At 47.8% G+C, this 14,091-nt stretch carries 17 protein-coding genes; 10 read left to right on the top strand and 7 right to left on the bottom strand.

Features of this window, described 5'->3' with window-relative positions; genetic code table 11:
• Positions 1-24 precede the first annotated feature (24 nt).
• Positions 25-336, bottom strand: a complete 312-nt coding sequence (locus WC593_02165) for a DUF2551 domain-containing protein (protein MFA4823943.1) — start codon at positions 334-336, stop codon at positions 25-27.
• A gap of 236 nt (positions 337-572) precedes the next feature.
• Between WC593_02165 and WC593_02160 the strand changes: the two genes are divergently transcribed.
• From WC593_02160 to WC593_02135, 6 genes are read left to right on the top strand one after another with little or no spacing between them, the layout of a single operon-like run.
• Positions 573-1,427 (top strand): protein translocase subunit SecF, encoded by an 855-nt coding sequence (locus WC593_02160; GenBank protein ID MFA4823942.1) that lies wholly within the window; start codon positions 573-575, stop codon positions 1,425-1,427.
• Positions 1,424-2,884, top strand: a complete 1,461-nt coding sequence (locus WC593_02155; GenBank protein MFA4823941.1) for a preprotein translocase subunit SecD — start codon at positions 1,424-1,426, stop codon at positions 2,882-2,884. The genes WC593_02160 and WC593_02155 overlap by 4 nt, the downstream gene beginning before the upstream one ends.
• A gap of 53 nt (positions 2,885-2,937) precedes the next feature.
• Positions 2,938-3,210: a thioredoxin gene (gene trxA / locus WC593_02150; protein MFA4823940.1), complete on the top strand. Its 273-nt coding sequence runs from the start codon at positions 2,938-2,940 to the stop codon at positions 3,208-3,210.
• 1 nt (position 3,211) lies between these two features.
• A complete protein-coding gene (npdG, locus tag WC593_02145) occupies positions 3,212-3,865 on the top strand; it encodes an NADPH-dependent F420 reductase (protein ID MFA4823939.1) in 654 nt (217 codons plus the stop codon).
• Positions 3,843-4,478 (top strand): Fe-S cluster assembly protein HesB, encoded by a 636-nt coding sequence (locus tag WC593_02140; protein MFA4823938.1) that lies wholly within the window; start codon positions 3,843-3,845, stop codon positions 4,476-4,478. The genes npdG and WC593_02140 overlap by 23 nt, the downstream gene beginning before the upstream one ends.
• Positions 4,451-4,987: an aldolase gene (locus WC593_02135; protein ID MFA4823937.1), complete on the top strand. Its 537-nt coding sequence runs from the start codon at positions 4,451-4,453 to the stop codon at positions 4,985-4,987. Before WC593_02140 ends, WC593_02135 begins: the two co-directional genes overlap by 28 nt.
• 377 nt (positions 4,988-5,364) lie before the next feature.
• Here WC593_02135 and aglJ read toward each other — a convergent pair whose 3' ends face one another.
• Positions 5,365-6,288, bottom strand: a complete 924-nt coding sequence (gene aglJ / locus WC593_02130) for an S-layer glycoprotein N-glycosyltransferase AglJ (GenBank protein MFA4823936.1) — start codon at positions 6,286-6,288, stop codon at positions 5,365-5,367.
• A 38-nt stretch (positions 6,289-6,326) separates the two neighbouring features.
• On the opposite strand from aglJ, the gene WC593_02125 reads away from it, so the two are divergent.
• Both WC593_02125 and WC593_02120 read left to right on the top strand, forming a co-directional pair.
• The gene (locus WC593_02125) at positions 6,327-6,947 is read left to right on the top strand and encodes a DUF99 family protein (GenBank protein MFA4823935.1); all 621 of its coding nucleotides are present in this window, start codon (positions 6,327-6,329) and stop codon (positions 6,945-6,947) included.
• Between the two features lie 46 nt (positions 6,948-6,993).
• A complete protein-coding gene (locus WC593_02120; protein ID MFA4823934.1) occupies positions 6,994-7,185 on the top strand; it encodes a rubredoxin in 192 nt (63 codons plus the stop codon).
• A 29-nt stretch (positions 7,186-7,214) separates the two neighbouring features.
• Here the strand turns inward: WC593_02120 and WC593_02115 are convergent, their stop codons facing one another.
• Positions 7,215-7,709, bottom strand: a complete 495-nt coding sequence (locus WC593_02115; GenBank protein MFA4823933.1) for an archaellin/type IV pilin N-terminal domain-containing protein — start codon at positions 7,707-7,709, stop codon at positions 7,215-7,217.
• Positions 7,710-7,914: 205 nt separating this feature from the next.
• Between WC593_02115 and WC593_02110 the strand changes: the two genes are divergently transcribed.
• Positions 7,915-8,880: a tetratricopeptide repeat protein gene (locus tag WC593_02110; GenBank protein MFA4823932.1), complete on the top strand. Its 966-nt coding sequence runs from the start codon at positions 7,915-7,917 to the stop codon at positions 8,878-8,880.
• A gap of 309 nt (positions 8,881-9,189) precedes the next feature.
• On the top strand, positions 9,190-10,512 hold the full coding sequence (locus WC593_02105) for an AIR synthase-related protein (protein ID MFA4823931.1): 1,323 nt from the start codon (positions 9,190-9,192) through the stop codon (positions 10,510-10,512).
• A 9-nt stretch (positions 10,513-10,521) separates the two neighbouring features.
• Here the strand turns inward: WC593_02105 and WC593_02100 are convergent, their stop codons facing one another.
• From WC593_02100 to WC593_02085, 4 genes are read right to left on the bottom strand one after another with little or no spacing between them, the layout of a single operon-like run.
• On the bottom strand, positions 10,522-11,253 hold the full coding sequence (locus WC593_02100; protein ID MFA4823930.1) for a methyltransferase domain-containing protein: 732 nt from the start codon (positions 11,251-11,253) through the stop codon (positions 10,522-10,524).
• Positions 11,250-12,245 (bottom strand): AAA family ATPase, encoded by a 996-nt coding sequence (locus tag WC593_02095; protein MFA4823929.1) that lies wholly within the window; start codon positions 12,243-12,245, stop codon positions 11,250-11,252. Before WC593_02095 ends, WC593_02100 begins: the two co-directional genes overlap by 4 nt.
• Positions 12,232-12,963: a 4-phosphopantoate--beta-alanine ligase gene (locus WC593_02090; protein MFA4823928.1), complete on the bottom strand. Its 732-nt coding sequence runs from the start codon at positions 12,961-12,963 to the stop codon at positions 12,232-12,234. Before WC593_02090 ends, WC593_02095 begins: the two co-directional genes overlap by 14 nt.
• Positions 12,960-13,841, bottom strand: coding sequence for a pantoate kinase (locus WC593_02085; GenBank protein MFA4823927.1), 882 nt, complete (start codon positions 13,839-13,841; stop codon positions 12,960-12,962). Before WC593_02085 ends, WC593_02090 begins: the two co-directional genes overlap by 4 nt.
• Positions 13,842-14,091: the final 250 nt, after the last annotated feature.

Here is a 14,091-nt window from a genome sequence, read left to right as displayed (position 1 = left end):
AAAACGATATGGATCAGGAACGCATCAGCAGACGCCGACAATCCTGACAACAACATCAAAGTATTTGTCCTTGAGTTCATAGCGGTTCACTCCATCCTCATTTCGCGTTGCATGGAGGATACCGATCCGGGAAGCAATGATGCCGACCATGGATGCAATTGCATGAAATGTTACCACAAACTGCTTTTGCAATTCTGCAACAATTTCTGCAATGGTGATGGATTTGATCTTTACAAAGAGCCGGAGTACTTCACGCCGGATCCCAGTCCTGTCCCGGGAAAGGTAGGATTGCAGGCGCCCTTCAATGACTCTTCTGATCTCAGTTGGAGATCTCATACTTTTAGTGTCAAAGGTCAAGGTATATATATTTATTGATTTTATGCGTTTTAAAATCCCAGAACGGAAATCCAGCCATTTTTAAAAGGAACAATTTTTTTCTGCGAAATTTTTTTTTAGAGGGGGAATGTTTCCCATCCCGGGTTTTATTTCCCTTTGTATTACTGCCGTACCTGACTATGGTCCATGCCAGACTCTGGTAACTATTTAATCGTTGATTGACAGATGAATATGACATGGGATTGTTCAAATATAACATCGAAAAATATTCACCAAAACAACTGGTGATAATCCCGCTGGTTCTTCTTGTCATTTCGATCGTACTGCTTGCGCTCAATATGGCAACTACGGGTATGCCAGTAACACCGGGAATTGATTTTTCCGGGGGCACGGCAGTCACCCTTGACACTTCTGATACACGGGATCAGATCCAGGCAACCTTTGCCGGGTACCCGCTTACTGATATCAGTGAAGGCGTGAACAACGGGAAATTTTTAAAATTCAGCACAATGGATGACGCAAAATTCCAGTCGCTGACGGCCCTGATAACCCAGAAATATCCGGATGCAAAGATCGACCAGATCGGGGAATCTTTTGGAAAAACCCTGCAATACCAGGCTGTAATTGCGCTGATCTTTTCTTTTATCGGCATGGCAATCGTGATCTTCTTAGCATTCCGGACATTTGTCCCGGCAGCCGCTGTTGTTCTTTCGGCATTTGCTGACATGGTAATGACTGCAGCAGCGATGAACATTATCGGAATCCCCCTGACGCTGGGGACTGTTGCTGCACTGCTCATGCTTATCGGGTACTCCGTTGACAGTGATATCCTTCTCACCAACCGTGTTCTGAAGCGGCAGGGAAAGCTCAACGAAAAACTGACCGGAGCATTCCAGACCGGCATCATCATGACCTCGACTACTCTTGCGGCAACAGCGGCACTGTTTCTCGTTTCATGGTTTGGCTCGGTGCAGATACTTATGGAGATATCCGCAGTGCTTCTGCTCGGGCTGGTTTTTGATATCCTGAACACCTGGCTGACGAATGCCGGCATCCTGAAATGGTATGCCCAGAAAGGAGGTGCCAAATGAACGCAGCTGAGTTAAAAGCACTCGTGACTGACTGGCGGGTAGCCATGCTCATCATCCTTGTTGTTCTTTCTGTAGTGGCGATATTTCCCCATGTCGATCAGAATGGCAAGATGGCCTCCAATCTTCAGTATGGCCTTGATCTTCAGCAGGGGTCGTGGTTACAGCTCGAATTCCGCGCGGAAGTCGTAGGATTTACTACGGATCGTCCGGTTGAAGAGTTTATCACAGATCTTTCCAAGAAGCTGGACACGGAGGTCCTGCTCGTTGACGCTACACACCTTGAGATACGGAAATATTATTCCCAGGCCGATCTCGAAGCGATATTTACTGCTGCTGGTGGAAAAATCACCACCTACCAGCAGGGTGTTTCAAAATCCACTGCTGAAGATGTCAAGCGTATTCTTGAAAGCAAGATCAACACCCTTGGCACCAAGGATGCAAAGGTCAACACCCTGATTGGCTTGAATAATGTAGGCCGTTATATCCGTGTCGAACTAGCCGGCGTAGATATGAAACAGGCCCAGGAAATTGTCGGAAAACAGGGTAAATTCGAGATTCGTATCCTGACTGTCGGAAACGAGAGCGAACATGTAATTTTTGGCGATGCCATTACCAGTGTCCAGAACCCATCCCAGGAACCTGCAGGCAGTGATCACTGGGGAGTAGGCTTTTCCTTAAGCGATGCGGGTGCAGCAGCATTCCGTGAAGGGGCAATAAAATATGGAGCAACCGTTGATCCTGAGCACCACAACCTGGTCATGCTTCTTGACAACAAAACGGTGTACTCTGCTCCCTTGTCCGAAGACCTTGCCGGTAAACTTCAGGCAGAAACCATAAGGCAGCTTTTCGCATCAACCGGTTCCGGGAAAGCCGGAACCACTCAGGCAACGAACCTGGAAATCCACCTGCGGGCAGGAGCTCTTCCTGTTGATGTGACGATCGCCGGCTCCGGAGGGGTATCTGCCCCCCTTGGTGAACGTTATAAAATGATGGCATTGCTTGCCGGTATTTTTGCGCTCATAACAGTCGGGTTAGTCATCTACTTCAGGTACCGGGAACCGAGCATTGTGTTACCCATGGTGTTGATCAATGCCTCGGAAATTGTTATTCTCCTTGGAATTATCAGTCTCATCAAGTTCCAGCTGGATCTCCCGACCATCGCCGGTTTGATTGCAGTCGTAGGTACGGGTATCGACCAACTGGTCGTTATCACGGATGAGATCCTGCATGAAGGCAAGGTTCCTTCACCGAATCTCTACTTAAAGAGACTTTCCCGGGCACTGGGAATCATCGTCGTTGCTGCAGCAACCGTAGTGATTGCGATGCTGCCCCTTGCGCTCATGGATCTCTCCACGCTCAAGGGATTTGCGATCATTACCATCCTCGGTGTACTGGTAGGAGTACTGGTTACCCGACCGGCATACGGTAAGATCATCATGCAGATCCTCTCCAAGTAACAATACCATAGATTTATCTTTTTTTTAATCGACTATTCTTCCGGGTATGTTTAATGAGCAAACCAGTCTTGTTTGATTTTTTTGCCACATGGTGCGGTCCCTGCAAAATGCAGACGCCCATTTTAGATGAACTTGCAAAAAAGATGGGAGCTTCTGTTGAGATCCGGAAAGTTGATGTCGATCAACACATGGATCTGGCAGAGAAATATGGAATCCGTGTTGTACCAACACTCATTATAGAAAAGGATGAAAAAATTATCCAGTCTATGGAAGGAGTTACGGATCTCGCAACTCTCGAAAAACTCCTAAAACCTCTGGTGGAATAACGTGAAGATCGGTATTGTCGGAGGAACCGGTGATATTGGTGAAGGAATGGCCCTGCGCCTTTCGCCACTGTACGATATCATTGTGGGATCCCGAGATAAGGAACGAGCAGAGAATGTCTGCAAGTGTACCCTTGATGTGTGTGAACAGCGTGGCAAAAATGCCGGCACACTCGTTGGTGCATCGAACCAGGATGCAGTAACCTGTGCAGATATCGTGATCCTTGCCATCCCGTATAAACACCTGGCGAGTACTATTGAATCACTGGACTGTTTTGAAGACAAGATTGTGATTAGTCCTGTCAACCCCATGGAGAAACGTAATTTCTTTGAATTCGTTCCTCCGGCTGAGGGATCGGCAGCTCTCCTTGTGCAGAAGATGCTGCCCAAAAGTACACGGGTCTGTTCCGCGTTTAACACCATTGCGGCTAACAAGTGGCGTGCGCTTGACGAGGAACTTGCGTATTCAGTACCGGTCTGCGGGGATGATGCAGATGCAAAAAGTGAGGTAATGGGTATTGTAAACAACATCTCGAAACTCCAGGCATTCGATGCAGGTCCGCTTGCCGTTTCCTGTATGGTAGAGTCACTCACCCCATTGCTTCTCAATATTGCACGGTACAACAAGATGCGGGATGTCGGAATCCAGTTCCATTAAGGTGCAGCGTATTGTCCGGTCACTTGCCGGTCATTATGGCGAGATTGACTGGTGGCCGGGCGACACGGATGAAGTGATGATCGGTGCAATTCTTACTCAGCAGACCCGTTGGGAGAATGTAGAGCGGGCACTGCTTGAACTGCGGGGGAAAGAACTGAACTGTATGCGTTCGTTGTATGCTGCAGAAAAAAAAGATATCGAAGAGGCCATACGGTGCACGGGTTTTTTCCGGATCAAGGCACAGCGCCTGCAATCTCTTGCCGCCCATGTTTTGGAATCATATGGTAGTGTGGACCGGATGAATCATGTTCCAACAGGAAAACTCCGGGACGGTTTGCTCAGTGTTAAAGGAATCGGTGATGAAACTGCCGACAGCATCCTCTGTTTTGGTTTTTCACGGACCAGTTTTGTGATTGACGCATATACCGAAAAGATCGTGCGATGTATAGGTATTAAGGATAAACGGCAGGAATTAAAAACCCTGTTTGAAAAGGTACTTGCCGGTGATCCGAAAGTGTACCGACAGACTCATGCCCATATCGTGGAATATGCAAAAGAGTTCTGCGGAAAAAAGAGGTGCAGTGAATGTATTCTGGTGAATTTGAACGGATAGGAAAACGGCTGTTTGCAGAACACCTTGTCGGGGGCAACTTTGGTAATATGAGCATACGGACCAGCAACGGAGGTTTTTTTATCAAGCGCACGGGTGCCTGCCTTGACATTGCCACCGAGCCGGTGTTTGTCCCCCTCTCAGGTAATGCACCGAAAGAAGCGTCAAGTGAGTACCGGGTGCATCGCGAAGTCTATAACCGTTCAAATCACATGGCCATTGTTCACGCCCATCCCCCGTATGCAGTTGCCGCATCGCTGGTGATGGAACAGATTGTGCCGGAAGACAGTGAAGGCGAGATGCTCTGTCCGCTCATTCCCGTGGTGACGGGTGAGCCGGGTTCGCAGGAGATTGCTGACAATGTAGCGCGTGCACTTACTACATCGAAACTGGTCATCGCCCGGGGACATGGAACGTTTGCTGCCGGTGCAACTCTCGATGAAGCATATGTGTTAACCTCACTTGCCGAGCATTCCTGCCGGATACTTGCATTGAAACGACAGTTTCTTTAAAAAAAGGGTTTTGATTTTTTTCCGGTTATTGTTTTAAGGTGATTCGTTAATTAGAGCCGCCAATTAAGATTTTGTTTCGGTTTTTTTAAAAAGCCATCTCCAAGAGAAAACTTATCAGACGTTCTTCGTGGCTTTGGTTCCACCTCAGCCCCCGCCACTGTGGCATCCCCCGGATTGCGATAACGACGTATTACCTGTAACCCGCCTCGTCCAATCACCATGCGCCCCGTCCCCGTCGGGGGACTGGTGGCGCAAGAGGGGGGTATGGTATTATCAAAATAGGCTTACTACAGACAACAAAATGTTAACTGTTTGTTGATTTGATATCTGACATTAAAGGTTGGTGGCACCAAATGGTGAATCACCTATTTTAAAAATTACTTAGGATGTTTTGGAGGCTCCAGGAGCTGGATCTCCCGGATGATCTCCCGGTGAAAGATAAGCAGCATATCGCTGATCATCCCGAACATGAAGATCTCAATACCTACAACGATAAGAAGCACCGTAAGAATAGTGAGCGGGATGTGCTCGATGTTGTGCAACCATTCGAGTACTACAAAGACACCCACAAGCAGACCAAGAACCGTTGTGAAAAGGCCCATCATGCCAAAATAGAACATCGGGTTGTTCACCCGCGCAAGCCGGTAGATGGTGCTGACGATCTTGATGCCATCGTGGAAGGGGGATAGTTTTGTTGCTGTGCCCGGACGGCTGGAATACTTTATCGGTACTACCATTACCCGCTGGCCGTTTCTGACGGATTCAACAGATATCTCGGTCTCGATCTCAAATCCCTTCTCTTTTAAGTGCATCTGCTGGATTGCAAGCTTGGTAAAAGCCCGATACCCGGAAAGGATATCATGCAGATCCCGGCTGTGGGCGACCTTGAAGAGGAGATTGAGCATATGGTTTCCAAAGAGATTCATATGGGAAAATGAACCCTCTTCAGCATTGATGAGGCGATCGCCGATAACCTGATCAAATCCCAAAAACAAAGGTGTCAGCATCTTTTCCGCATCTTTTGCAGAATACGTACCATCACCGTCAAGCATGAGGATATAGGGCTGCTCTATTACCTCAAACGCCTCGATGATTGCATTTCCCTTTCCCGTTCCGGATTGTGTACGAACAGTTGCTCCGGCCTCACGGGCGCTTTTCACGGTATTGTCCGTGCTCTTACCATCAATGACCAGGATATGAGTATACCCGAGCGCGGTGAACTCCCGGACGACAGAGCCGATTGTCGGACCTTCGTTCAACGTGGGAATTAATATGCAGACCTCATCTTTGTTGAATTTCATTGGTATAGTATTTTTAATAGAGTGGCATAAGTGCTTCTATGCACATCCCGAAAAAAGGGCTGCGCGCTTTTGGCATTGCAGAAAGTTATTCCGGCCGCACCAGTTCCACGCTGGCAGGAGTGGTGATGCGAAAGGATCTCCGGATAGATGGCTTCTCGTTTGGAGATGTGACGGTTGGGGGAATGGATGCTACGGACTGTATCCTTGCCATGGTGCGTGATCTTAACCGGCGTGATATCAATGTCATTATGTTATCCGGTTGTGTAATTGCATGGTTCAATATAGTGGATCCAGCACGCATTTGTCAAGAAACCGGAATTCCGGTTATCTGTGTCACTTACGAAGACTCATACGGGCTTGAAACGGACATCAGGTATCATTTTCCCGGTGATGAGGACAGAATCAATGCATACAGGAAACTGGGAGAGCGTATACCCGTGATTCTTCACACAAACCAGACCATTTTTCTCCGGGCATGGGGGTTGGACCCAGCGGATGCAATGAAATTATGCAATGATTTTACTCTTGAGGGAAAGATTCCGGAACCTCTTCGTGTTGCGCGGCTTTGTTCCCGCCAGTTGATAAAACATCGATCAGGTCATCGTCTCCCCTTAATCAATAAAGCGGATTGCCCGGAGGAGAGAATTCATAAATATTAACATAAAAATGAGAATAACAGGGACAATTATCAGGAGTTGAAGGGATATGACACAGGAAGAAAAATGTAAGCGTTGGGTATGCCTGGAATGCCACTATATATTTGACCCGGTAAAGGGAGATCCAAAAAACGGCATTGCCTGTGGAACGGCATGGAAAGATGTACCTGATACGTGGCGATGTCCCGAATGCAAAATTCTTAAGGCAAAAAAAGGCGTATTCAAACGACTGGATGACTGAACCTGTAGGACCATCTTTTTTTTATTGACTTACGCGCAGTACGTATGGCGCGACAGGATCTGTTCTGTTGTCGAATCGTACACTTCAAATGTGATCTTATCTCCCGGGTGGAATGTCCTGTCCTTGTAATCGATCCTGATCGATTGATCAACGTTCCAGGTTTGTTTAGTCATCCCCGCGATATACTGGATGCCAAAATGGTGTGAACTGATAAAATCATGTCCGTTCATGGTTGGAATAATGCAATCCAGGGGGAGCCCGTTTTTGTAGGTTTTAGCATACAGGTTCTGGTTTTGATATCCGATTGAACCCGTATTTTTCACCACCATGGAACTATCAAAATTTGTGCCATGTAAGATATTGGTAATTTTGAAAATCGCAGGCACTTCCGTGTCATGCGGTTCAAAATCCGGCATATGAAAGAAGAGGAGGACAAGCATTGCCAGAATTAGCGTTATCGCTATGGTGAGGACCCCGGCAATTACCGGAGATGCCGCATCAGTATTCCCGGGAAATAAAGACAATACCTGATATAAAAGATACAACATTATATTTTTATTGAAATCGTTCTCAAATGCATAAAGATCTCACCCTTCAGTGAACACGGTACCTAAAAAATTTCGTCTCTCTCTCATAACTGAGTCAGATGAGGATGAACCGTGAACATAAATATCCCCGGCTCCAAGCATTTCCTGAGGTTTATCGTCTCCTGCTAAGGATTGCCCTTAAATGTCCACCCTTCCTGAATGTTCCAAAACAATTGACGCACGAGAAAAAGGGCGGGAATTTTACCTTGAAGGTCTTGCATTGGGACGCGAGGGGCGGCACGCGGATGCACTCGTTTCATTTTCTCTCGCGCTTGCGGTTGATCCGACCCTTGCGCTTGCATGGGTAGGACGGGGGTTTGCCCTGGGAAAACTGGGAAGGTATGAAGAAGAGATAGAGTGCTGTGAAAAAGCGATTGTGTTAGATCCCCGGTGCGTTGATGCATGGAACAACAAAGCATTTGCCTATGGCATGCTTGACCGGTTTGAGGACAAACTCAAGTGCTGTGATGAGGCGCTTGCGATCGACCCGGAGAATGCTGTGGCATGGAACAACAAGGGAGTTGCGCTGGGGATGATGGGAAGATATGAAGCGGAGGTTCGCTGCTGTGATCGTGCCATTGAACTCAGGCCCCGCTATCTTTCAGCGTGGGTAAACAAAGGATTTGCCTATGGAAAACTGAGATGGTATGAAGAAGAGATTATCTGTTACGATCACGCTCTGAAAATTTATCCGTTATTCCTGTCAGCTATCGTGAAAAAGGGATTGGCTTTAATCAACCTCAAACGGTACCAGGACGCGATTGAAGAGCTTGATCGTGCCCTTACCATCGATCCCGGAAATGCCAAAGTTCTCTACCGGAAAGGTCTCTCTCTCTGTATGCTATCCCGGCATGAAGACGCGATACGATGTCTTAAGAAAGCACTTGAAATCGATCCAACAATTGCTGATGCATGGGTTGTGATGAGCAATTCGTGTTTTATGCTCGGAAAACTTGAAGAATCGGCTCGTGCATTTGACCAGGCGTATTATCTTGATATTAAGGATGTCCGAACCGGTATAGTAAAGGGTCTTTCCCTGTTAAAAAACGGGAAATTTGACGATGCATTACGGTGTTTTTCCGATGTGTATGGGATCCTTCTCAGATAATCCGGCAGAATAATTTTACCCTTTTTGTATGATTTTCGTACGATGACATCATTGGGGTTTTTTTGTCTCAATACTCAATCTTAAAAAAACACTATTGTTCTCATACGATTACTCCCGTTGCATTTTTTCATAGATTTTTTTCACATAGTCAGAAAAAACGCTCCGGGTTACAATGCCCCAATAATGCGACCGGGATTACTTCTCAGGGTAAGGAAGTGTCGCAATTACATTAATACATCTTCCTGATTCGATAAGAAGATCTTTTTTACATACTCCGCTTTTTTATGTCTCTCAAACGAACAGAAGAGTATGGATGTTGAGGAATATGTCCGCAGAAATATTGCTGATTGTGCGGACCGGGAAACCCTGCAAAAAAAACTCACCGAACGAATCCTTGAAATAAAAAATGTAAAGAAATCCTATGCAGATGCATTCTCACGGGCGGTGATTGATGAAGTCAACAATACACTGGGATTACAGGGTGACTTTTTTGAATTTGAGCCCGCTCATGTGAAGATGGGCGAGTTCGGCGTGGGGTCCCGGGGACAAGGCGATTTTTTTGCGCACCGCCAGATCGCCCGTATCATCGGAAAAACATCCGCCTCTGTGGGTGTGGATGAGATGGATGATGCAGGTGCAGTCTGTGCTGAGGGAAAATATATTGTCTGTACCGTTGATGGCATGCACTCCCGTCTTTCCGATTACCCGTTTCTTGCAGGGTTTCATGTTACCCGGGCAACGCTCCGCGATGCCTATGTAATGGGAGCAAAACCTGTCATGCTCTTTTCCGATATCCATGTTGCCGATGACGGGGACGTAGCAAAGATCTTTGACTATACTGCCGGGATAACCACGGTGGGCGAAGCGATGAATGTACCGCTGGTTACGGGTTCGACATTACGAATCGGCGGGGATATGGTTCTTGGGAACCGTTTAACCGGGTGTGTTGGGGCGGTAGGAGTTGCCGAACATCTCACTGCCCGCAAAGCAACCAAAGCCGGCGATGTTATCCTCATGTCTGAAGGTGCAGGTGGCGGGACGATTGCAACCGCAGCAATCTATTCAGGATTTCCCGATGTTGTAGAACATACGATCAATCTGAACTTCCTTATGGCCTGCGAAACCCTGATGAAAAGTGATGTTTTCTCCCGCATCCACGCCATGACCGATGTGACGAATGGGGGGTTACGAGGCGATGTGTTCGAGATGGCAGAAACCGCGAATTGCCGGATCGTGATCGATGAATCAGCTACTACGACATTGGTTGAGCCCCACGTCAGGGCAATGCTTGAGAAACTTCAGATCGACTACCTTGGCGTATCACTCGATGCACTCCTCATTGTTGCTCCTCCCGATGTTGCAGATGAAATCTGCCGCATTGTAAAAACCGCAGGTGTCCGGATGCGCCCGGTAGGTTATGTTGAAACAGGCAAACCTGAATCGGTTCTCATCATGGAGGGAAAGGAATGCGATTTCACGCCGCGATTCAGGGAGTCTGCTTACACACCGGTCAAAAAAGTTGTCGATACTGATCTGCGGGACTTTGAAGCAATGAAAGAAGGGGTGCTGCATGCTGCAGAAGCGGCAATTGAGAAAAAGAAGCGCGTTCTTGAGAAGTTACAGAAAAAATAATATCCTTTTTTATTCCAGGGGCTTTCTTCCGCTCACACAAATATTGTATGCCAGCTGAGGAACTCTCTTCTCAACAAATGGTTCGACTTTACAGGCGAGGTTGAAGAGCGGGTCGATCATATCGATATGGGCAAAGGAACACCAGGATACGTTAACTTCTGAAAATCCAGCCTGTATAAAGAGACTGATCATCTCGTTCTTATCGTAATAATGCTCCCCGAAATCCTTCATCAGAATATGTTTGATCTTCATCTTCTCACTGAGTTGATAGATCGCCGGAATCCCACGGGTAAGAAGTTTTTTCCCTAACGTGCAGATTGAAATGACTCCTCCGGGTTTTAATACCCGGTAGGATTCCCTGAGCATTGCATGCGGATCTTTTACATAACTGAACACAAGAAGACTGGCAACAGCCTCGAATGAATTGTCACAGAAGGGGATTTTTTCCCCGGTCCCGACAATGAATTCACTTGTCGGGCACCGCGCGTGCGCACGCGAGATCATATTTCCACTGATATCCAGTCCAACAGCAGTGCCACCGTTTTTGATAAATTTTTCCACAAACAACCCGGTTCCGCATCCGATGTCAAGAAGTCTGCCTCCCGGGGGTAATGGGCGCATGAGCTGGTTGCTGATGTGTATATGGTAACTCCTTCCCCGGTGATGATCGTAATGATGATCATACACATCGGCTATGGAATCGTAATGGTGCTGGATTTTGTTATGTTTGGTTGCGCTCAAGAAAACACCTGGTGGACTCGTGTGGTAAATGCGCCGATCTGAACAAATTCATTGTTGCTGTGTCGCATGCGCAGTTCTGCGTCGGCAAGTGCAATGGCAATTTCCGGGTGATTGTATTCCCGTTTGGTAATTATCCTGATCTGTTCGAGCACTTCACTGCCGGACAATCCGTAATCGATCATCAGGGATTCAAGTCTTCTGATAGCGCCACGGATATCCCCATCTTTTATTGCCTTAATTGCAGAATCCGACACATTTGCTGTTTCAGATTGATCAATTTCAAAGAGATTGCTGCATTTTCCTGTTTCAAGGGCGACCTGAAGCAGCAGAATTGCCCGGCGCAGATCTCCATGTGCGGCCTGGACAATCAATTCCAGATCATCATCTGAACAACCCTGTTTGTCGGTTGGTTCATTCTCCTTTACCATGCGAAGATAGTGAAGTATCACCGTTTGATCGATCGGGGCAAAGAACAGGGGCAGGCAGCGGGATGCAATGGCGGGAATTATCGAACTCTGGTTTGTTGTAGTAAAGACAAAACGACACGTACCACTTGAGCGTTCCATAATCCTCCGTAAAACCTGCTGGGCTTCGAGCGTGAGCGTGTGGGCATCTTCAAAAACCATCAGCTTGAACTCTGTGTCCAGCGGGCGCAGGGATGCGTACCATTTGATAATATATTTGAAATTGTTAATGAGTGACTGGTTTTTCTGGTAGAGGTGGGAATACCGGTCATCCTGTTCAAGCAACGCTTTACCCTGGGAAAAAAGGTCAGCAGTCTGGAACAGGGAACTATTCAGTTCCCAGTTCTCCCCATACAGTTGTCTTGCAAAGCATTCGATTGCTGCACTTTTTCCAGTACCATGCGGACCGGTGAGGATCAGGTGAGGCAGGGTTCGCTTTTCAGCAAAGGATAAAAGAAGACGGATTGACGGATCCTGGCCCACGATCTCTCTGAATTCTTTCGGGCGGTATCTCTCAATCCATAGCATGCTCAAGCCTCAATGATATCTCACGTATAGCTTCTGACAAAAGATAATGATTGTCAACAGTACCGGTGAGCTTCCTGCATTCATCGTCAGATAATTCTGTACACGCACGGGTAATTTCAGGAAGCGCACGGGTGAGCTCATCGATAACGGAAAGGGTTGCTGACCGGGCTGAACGGGAAAGAGGATTGAGATCTATTACAATGACCTTCTTTCCCATTTTCACCAGCGCTTCGCACCGGTCCCCGTCTTCAAGGGGAACCAGCACGACATCCGCAGAATACATTCCTTCCCGCCGGCACCACGCCCGGTCATGCGAGAGCGGAAGTAACCGTTCCGCTTCGCCGGAAAAAACATCGGAACCGGCCTTGCTGAGCAGTTCTTCGATCTGTTTCACTCGTTCTTCTGTCCTGTGGAACAGGTTTACTTCTACCTTTGCCCCGCTTGCCTTCTGGAGAGATGCAATCTGGTGAGCGGCCAGCGCAGCAGTGTTGCCATTCACCGAAATGACCGGGTTGCGTGCGGAGATGAGCATCGCTGCAGCGATTCGTTCAGCAAGGCGGGCGCTCTCAGTTGTCCTCTCCCCAATAAGGTAATCAAACGCCTCCCCTCTCCCGTGAGCGGTAAGCCCTTCCATGGATACAATACCGGAGCGGACGCTCTCTGCAAGGTTCTCACGGGTGACCAGTGAATGATATCGTGGATGATCTTTTGGAATCATACAGGATTCTCCAAAATTCTTGGGCCGGTAGGGGATACCTGAAACTCGTATACTTCCCCAAAAGGAGAGAGGACCTCCCGTGCTTTTTTCCCATAGGCAAAAACGCCGTTTCCCAGCATGGTCATGCCTGCCGGAACATTCTCCTGATCACAGATATGAAATACTTTTTTTACCGCGTCTGTCATCAATCCGCTCTGCTCGGCAAACTGTTTTGAGAGTGAGAAAAAATCCCGTGCATCACGGGGAGATGCCAGGGGAAATGCAGAGGATACCTTTTCCATCTGGGATGGTGAGGCAAGAACCGTTGGCGTGTGAATCGGCCCAAAACTTACCGAGTACAGGGATTCCGGCAGATCAAATTTCCGTTCAATCCTTGCATCGATTCCCGGACCGTGCCGGATAACCCGCCCGCCACCCTGAGCTGCTGCCACATCGCCAAGCCCGGTCCGGTGTTCAACCTCAATCTCATGAGAATAACGGGCGATATCCCAGGGAGTTAACCCGAGATTAAAAAGACGGTTGAGGGCCGTAACTGTTGCAAGAAGGGCCGCGGCAGAAAGTCCGAATCCTGCACCGATCGGCAGGTGACATTCCGTTGTGATGGATGCGGTTACCCCTAATCGTTCCATAATTGAAGCAAGGGGAGGCGACTCACATGAAATTATTGAGGGGTTACCATTTACCGCCCGGTGCCGGATAATAACCGAGGGAGTCTCAGAGTGCCGGACCGTTGCTGTCACTCCTTCCGTGATGACAATGCCTGCTCCCATACTACCCGTAGTCAACGATGTGCTCCCCTCTATCCTTTTAAAATATCCGGATATGTGGCCCGGACAGAATGCAACAACTCTGTTTTTGTCTGATGGGGAGCCCTCCATACACATATAAAACAGTTAGGCGTTTTTCCTCATAATGCATCCTGTCAGACAGTACGGGTACATTTTACTCAATCGACACTAAAAGAGCTCATTACCGATAATGATCCCGAGCATACTCCGGACCCCCTGTTCATGCAAATACTCCTGGAGTTTTCGATCGAAGAGGGGTCAATTTACCCCAAAACGGAGCGTATATTGGAGAGATACAGAAATCAAAGCCCGCAAAATGCCCGGATACGGGTTTTTTGCC

The organism is Methanoregula sp. (assembly GCA_041645435.1).
Classification (GTDB): Archaea; Halobacteriota; Methanomicrobia; order Methanomicrobiales; family Methanospirillaceae; genus Methanoregula.
The sequence above is the reverse complement of the archived record's forward strand: the minus strand, read 5'-3'. Positions and strand labels throughout refer to the sequence as shown.

What these genes read in the sequence shown, in the direction of transcription:
- WC593_02140 (MFA4823938.1), top strand. Translation starts at nt 3,843, where the DNA reads ATGTCGGAATCCAGTTCCATTAAGGTGCAGCGTATTGTCCGGTCACTT.
- WC593_02135 (MFA4823937.1), top strand. Translation starts at nt 4,451, where the DNA reads ATGTATTCTGGTGAATTTGAACGGATAGGAAAACGGCTGTTTGCAGAA.
- WC593_02090 (MFA4823928.1), bottom strand. Translation starts at nt 12,963, where the DNA reads ATGATTCCAAAAGATCATCCACGATATCATTCACTGGTCACCCGTGAG.
- WC593_02125 (MFA4823935.1), top strand. Translation starts at nt 6,327, where the DNA reads ATGCACATCCCGAAAAAAGGGCTGCGCGCTTTTGGCATTGCAGAAAGT.
- WC593_02165 (MFA4823943.1), bottom strand. Translation starts at nt 336, where the DNA reads ATGAGATCTCCAACTGAGATCAGAAGAGTCATTGAAGGGCGCCTGCAA.
- WC593_02110 (MFA4823932.1), top strand. Translation starts at nt 7,915, where the DNA reads ATGTCCACCCTTCCTGAATGTTCCAAAACAATTGACGCACGAGAAAAA.
- aglJ (MFA4823936.1), bottom strand. Translation starts at nt 6,288, where the DNA reads ATGAAATTCAACAAAGATGAGGTCTGCATATTAATTCCCACGTTGAAC.
- trxA (MFA4823940.1), top strand. Translation starts at nt 2,938, where the DNA reads ATGAGCAAACCAGTCTTGTTTGATTTTTTTGCCACATGGTGCGGTCCC.
- WC593_02160 (MFA4823942.1), top strand. Translation starts at nt 573, where the DNA reads ATGGGATTGTTCAAATATAACATCGAAAAATATTCACCAAAACAACTG.
- WC593_02120 (MFA4823934.1), top strand. Translation starts at nt 6,994, where the DNA reads ATGACACAGGAAGAAAAATGTAAGCGTTGGGTATGCCTGGAATGCCAC.
- WC593_02095 (MFA4823929.1), bottom strand. Translation starts at nt 12,245, where the DNA reads ATGCTATGGATTGAGAGATACCGCCCGAAAGAATTCAGAGAGATCGTG.
- WC593_02105 (MFA4823931.1), top strand. Translation starts at nt 9,190, where the DNA reads ATGGATGTTGAGGAATATGTCCGCAGAAATATTGCTGATTGTGCGGAC.
- WC593_02155 (MFA4823941.1), top strand. Translation starts at nt 1,424, where the DNA reads ATGAACGCAGCTGAGTTAAAAGCACTCGTGACTGACTGGCGGGTAGCC.
- WC593_02085 (MFA4823927.1), bottom strand. Translation starts at nt 13,841, where the DNA reads ATGGAGGGCTCCCCATCAGACAAAAACAGAGTTGTTGCATTCTGTCCG.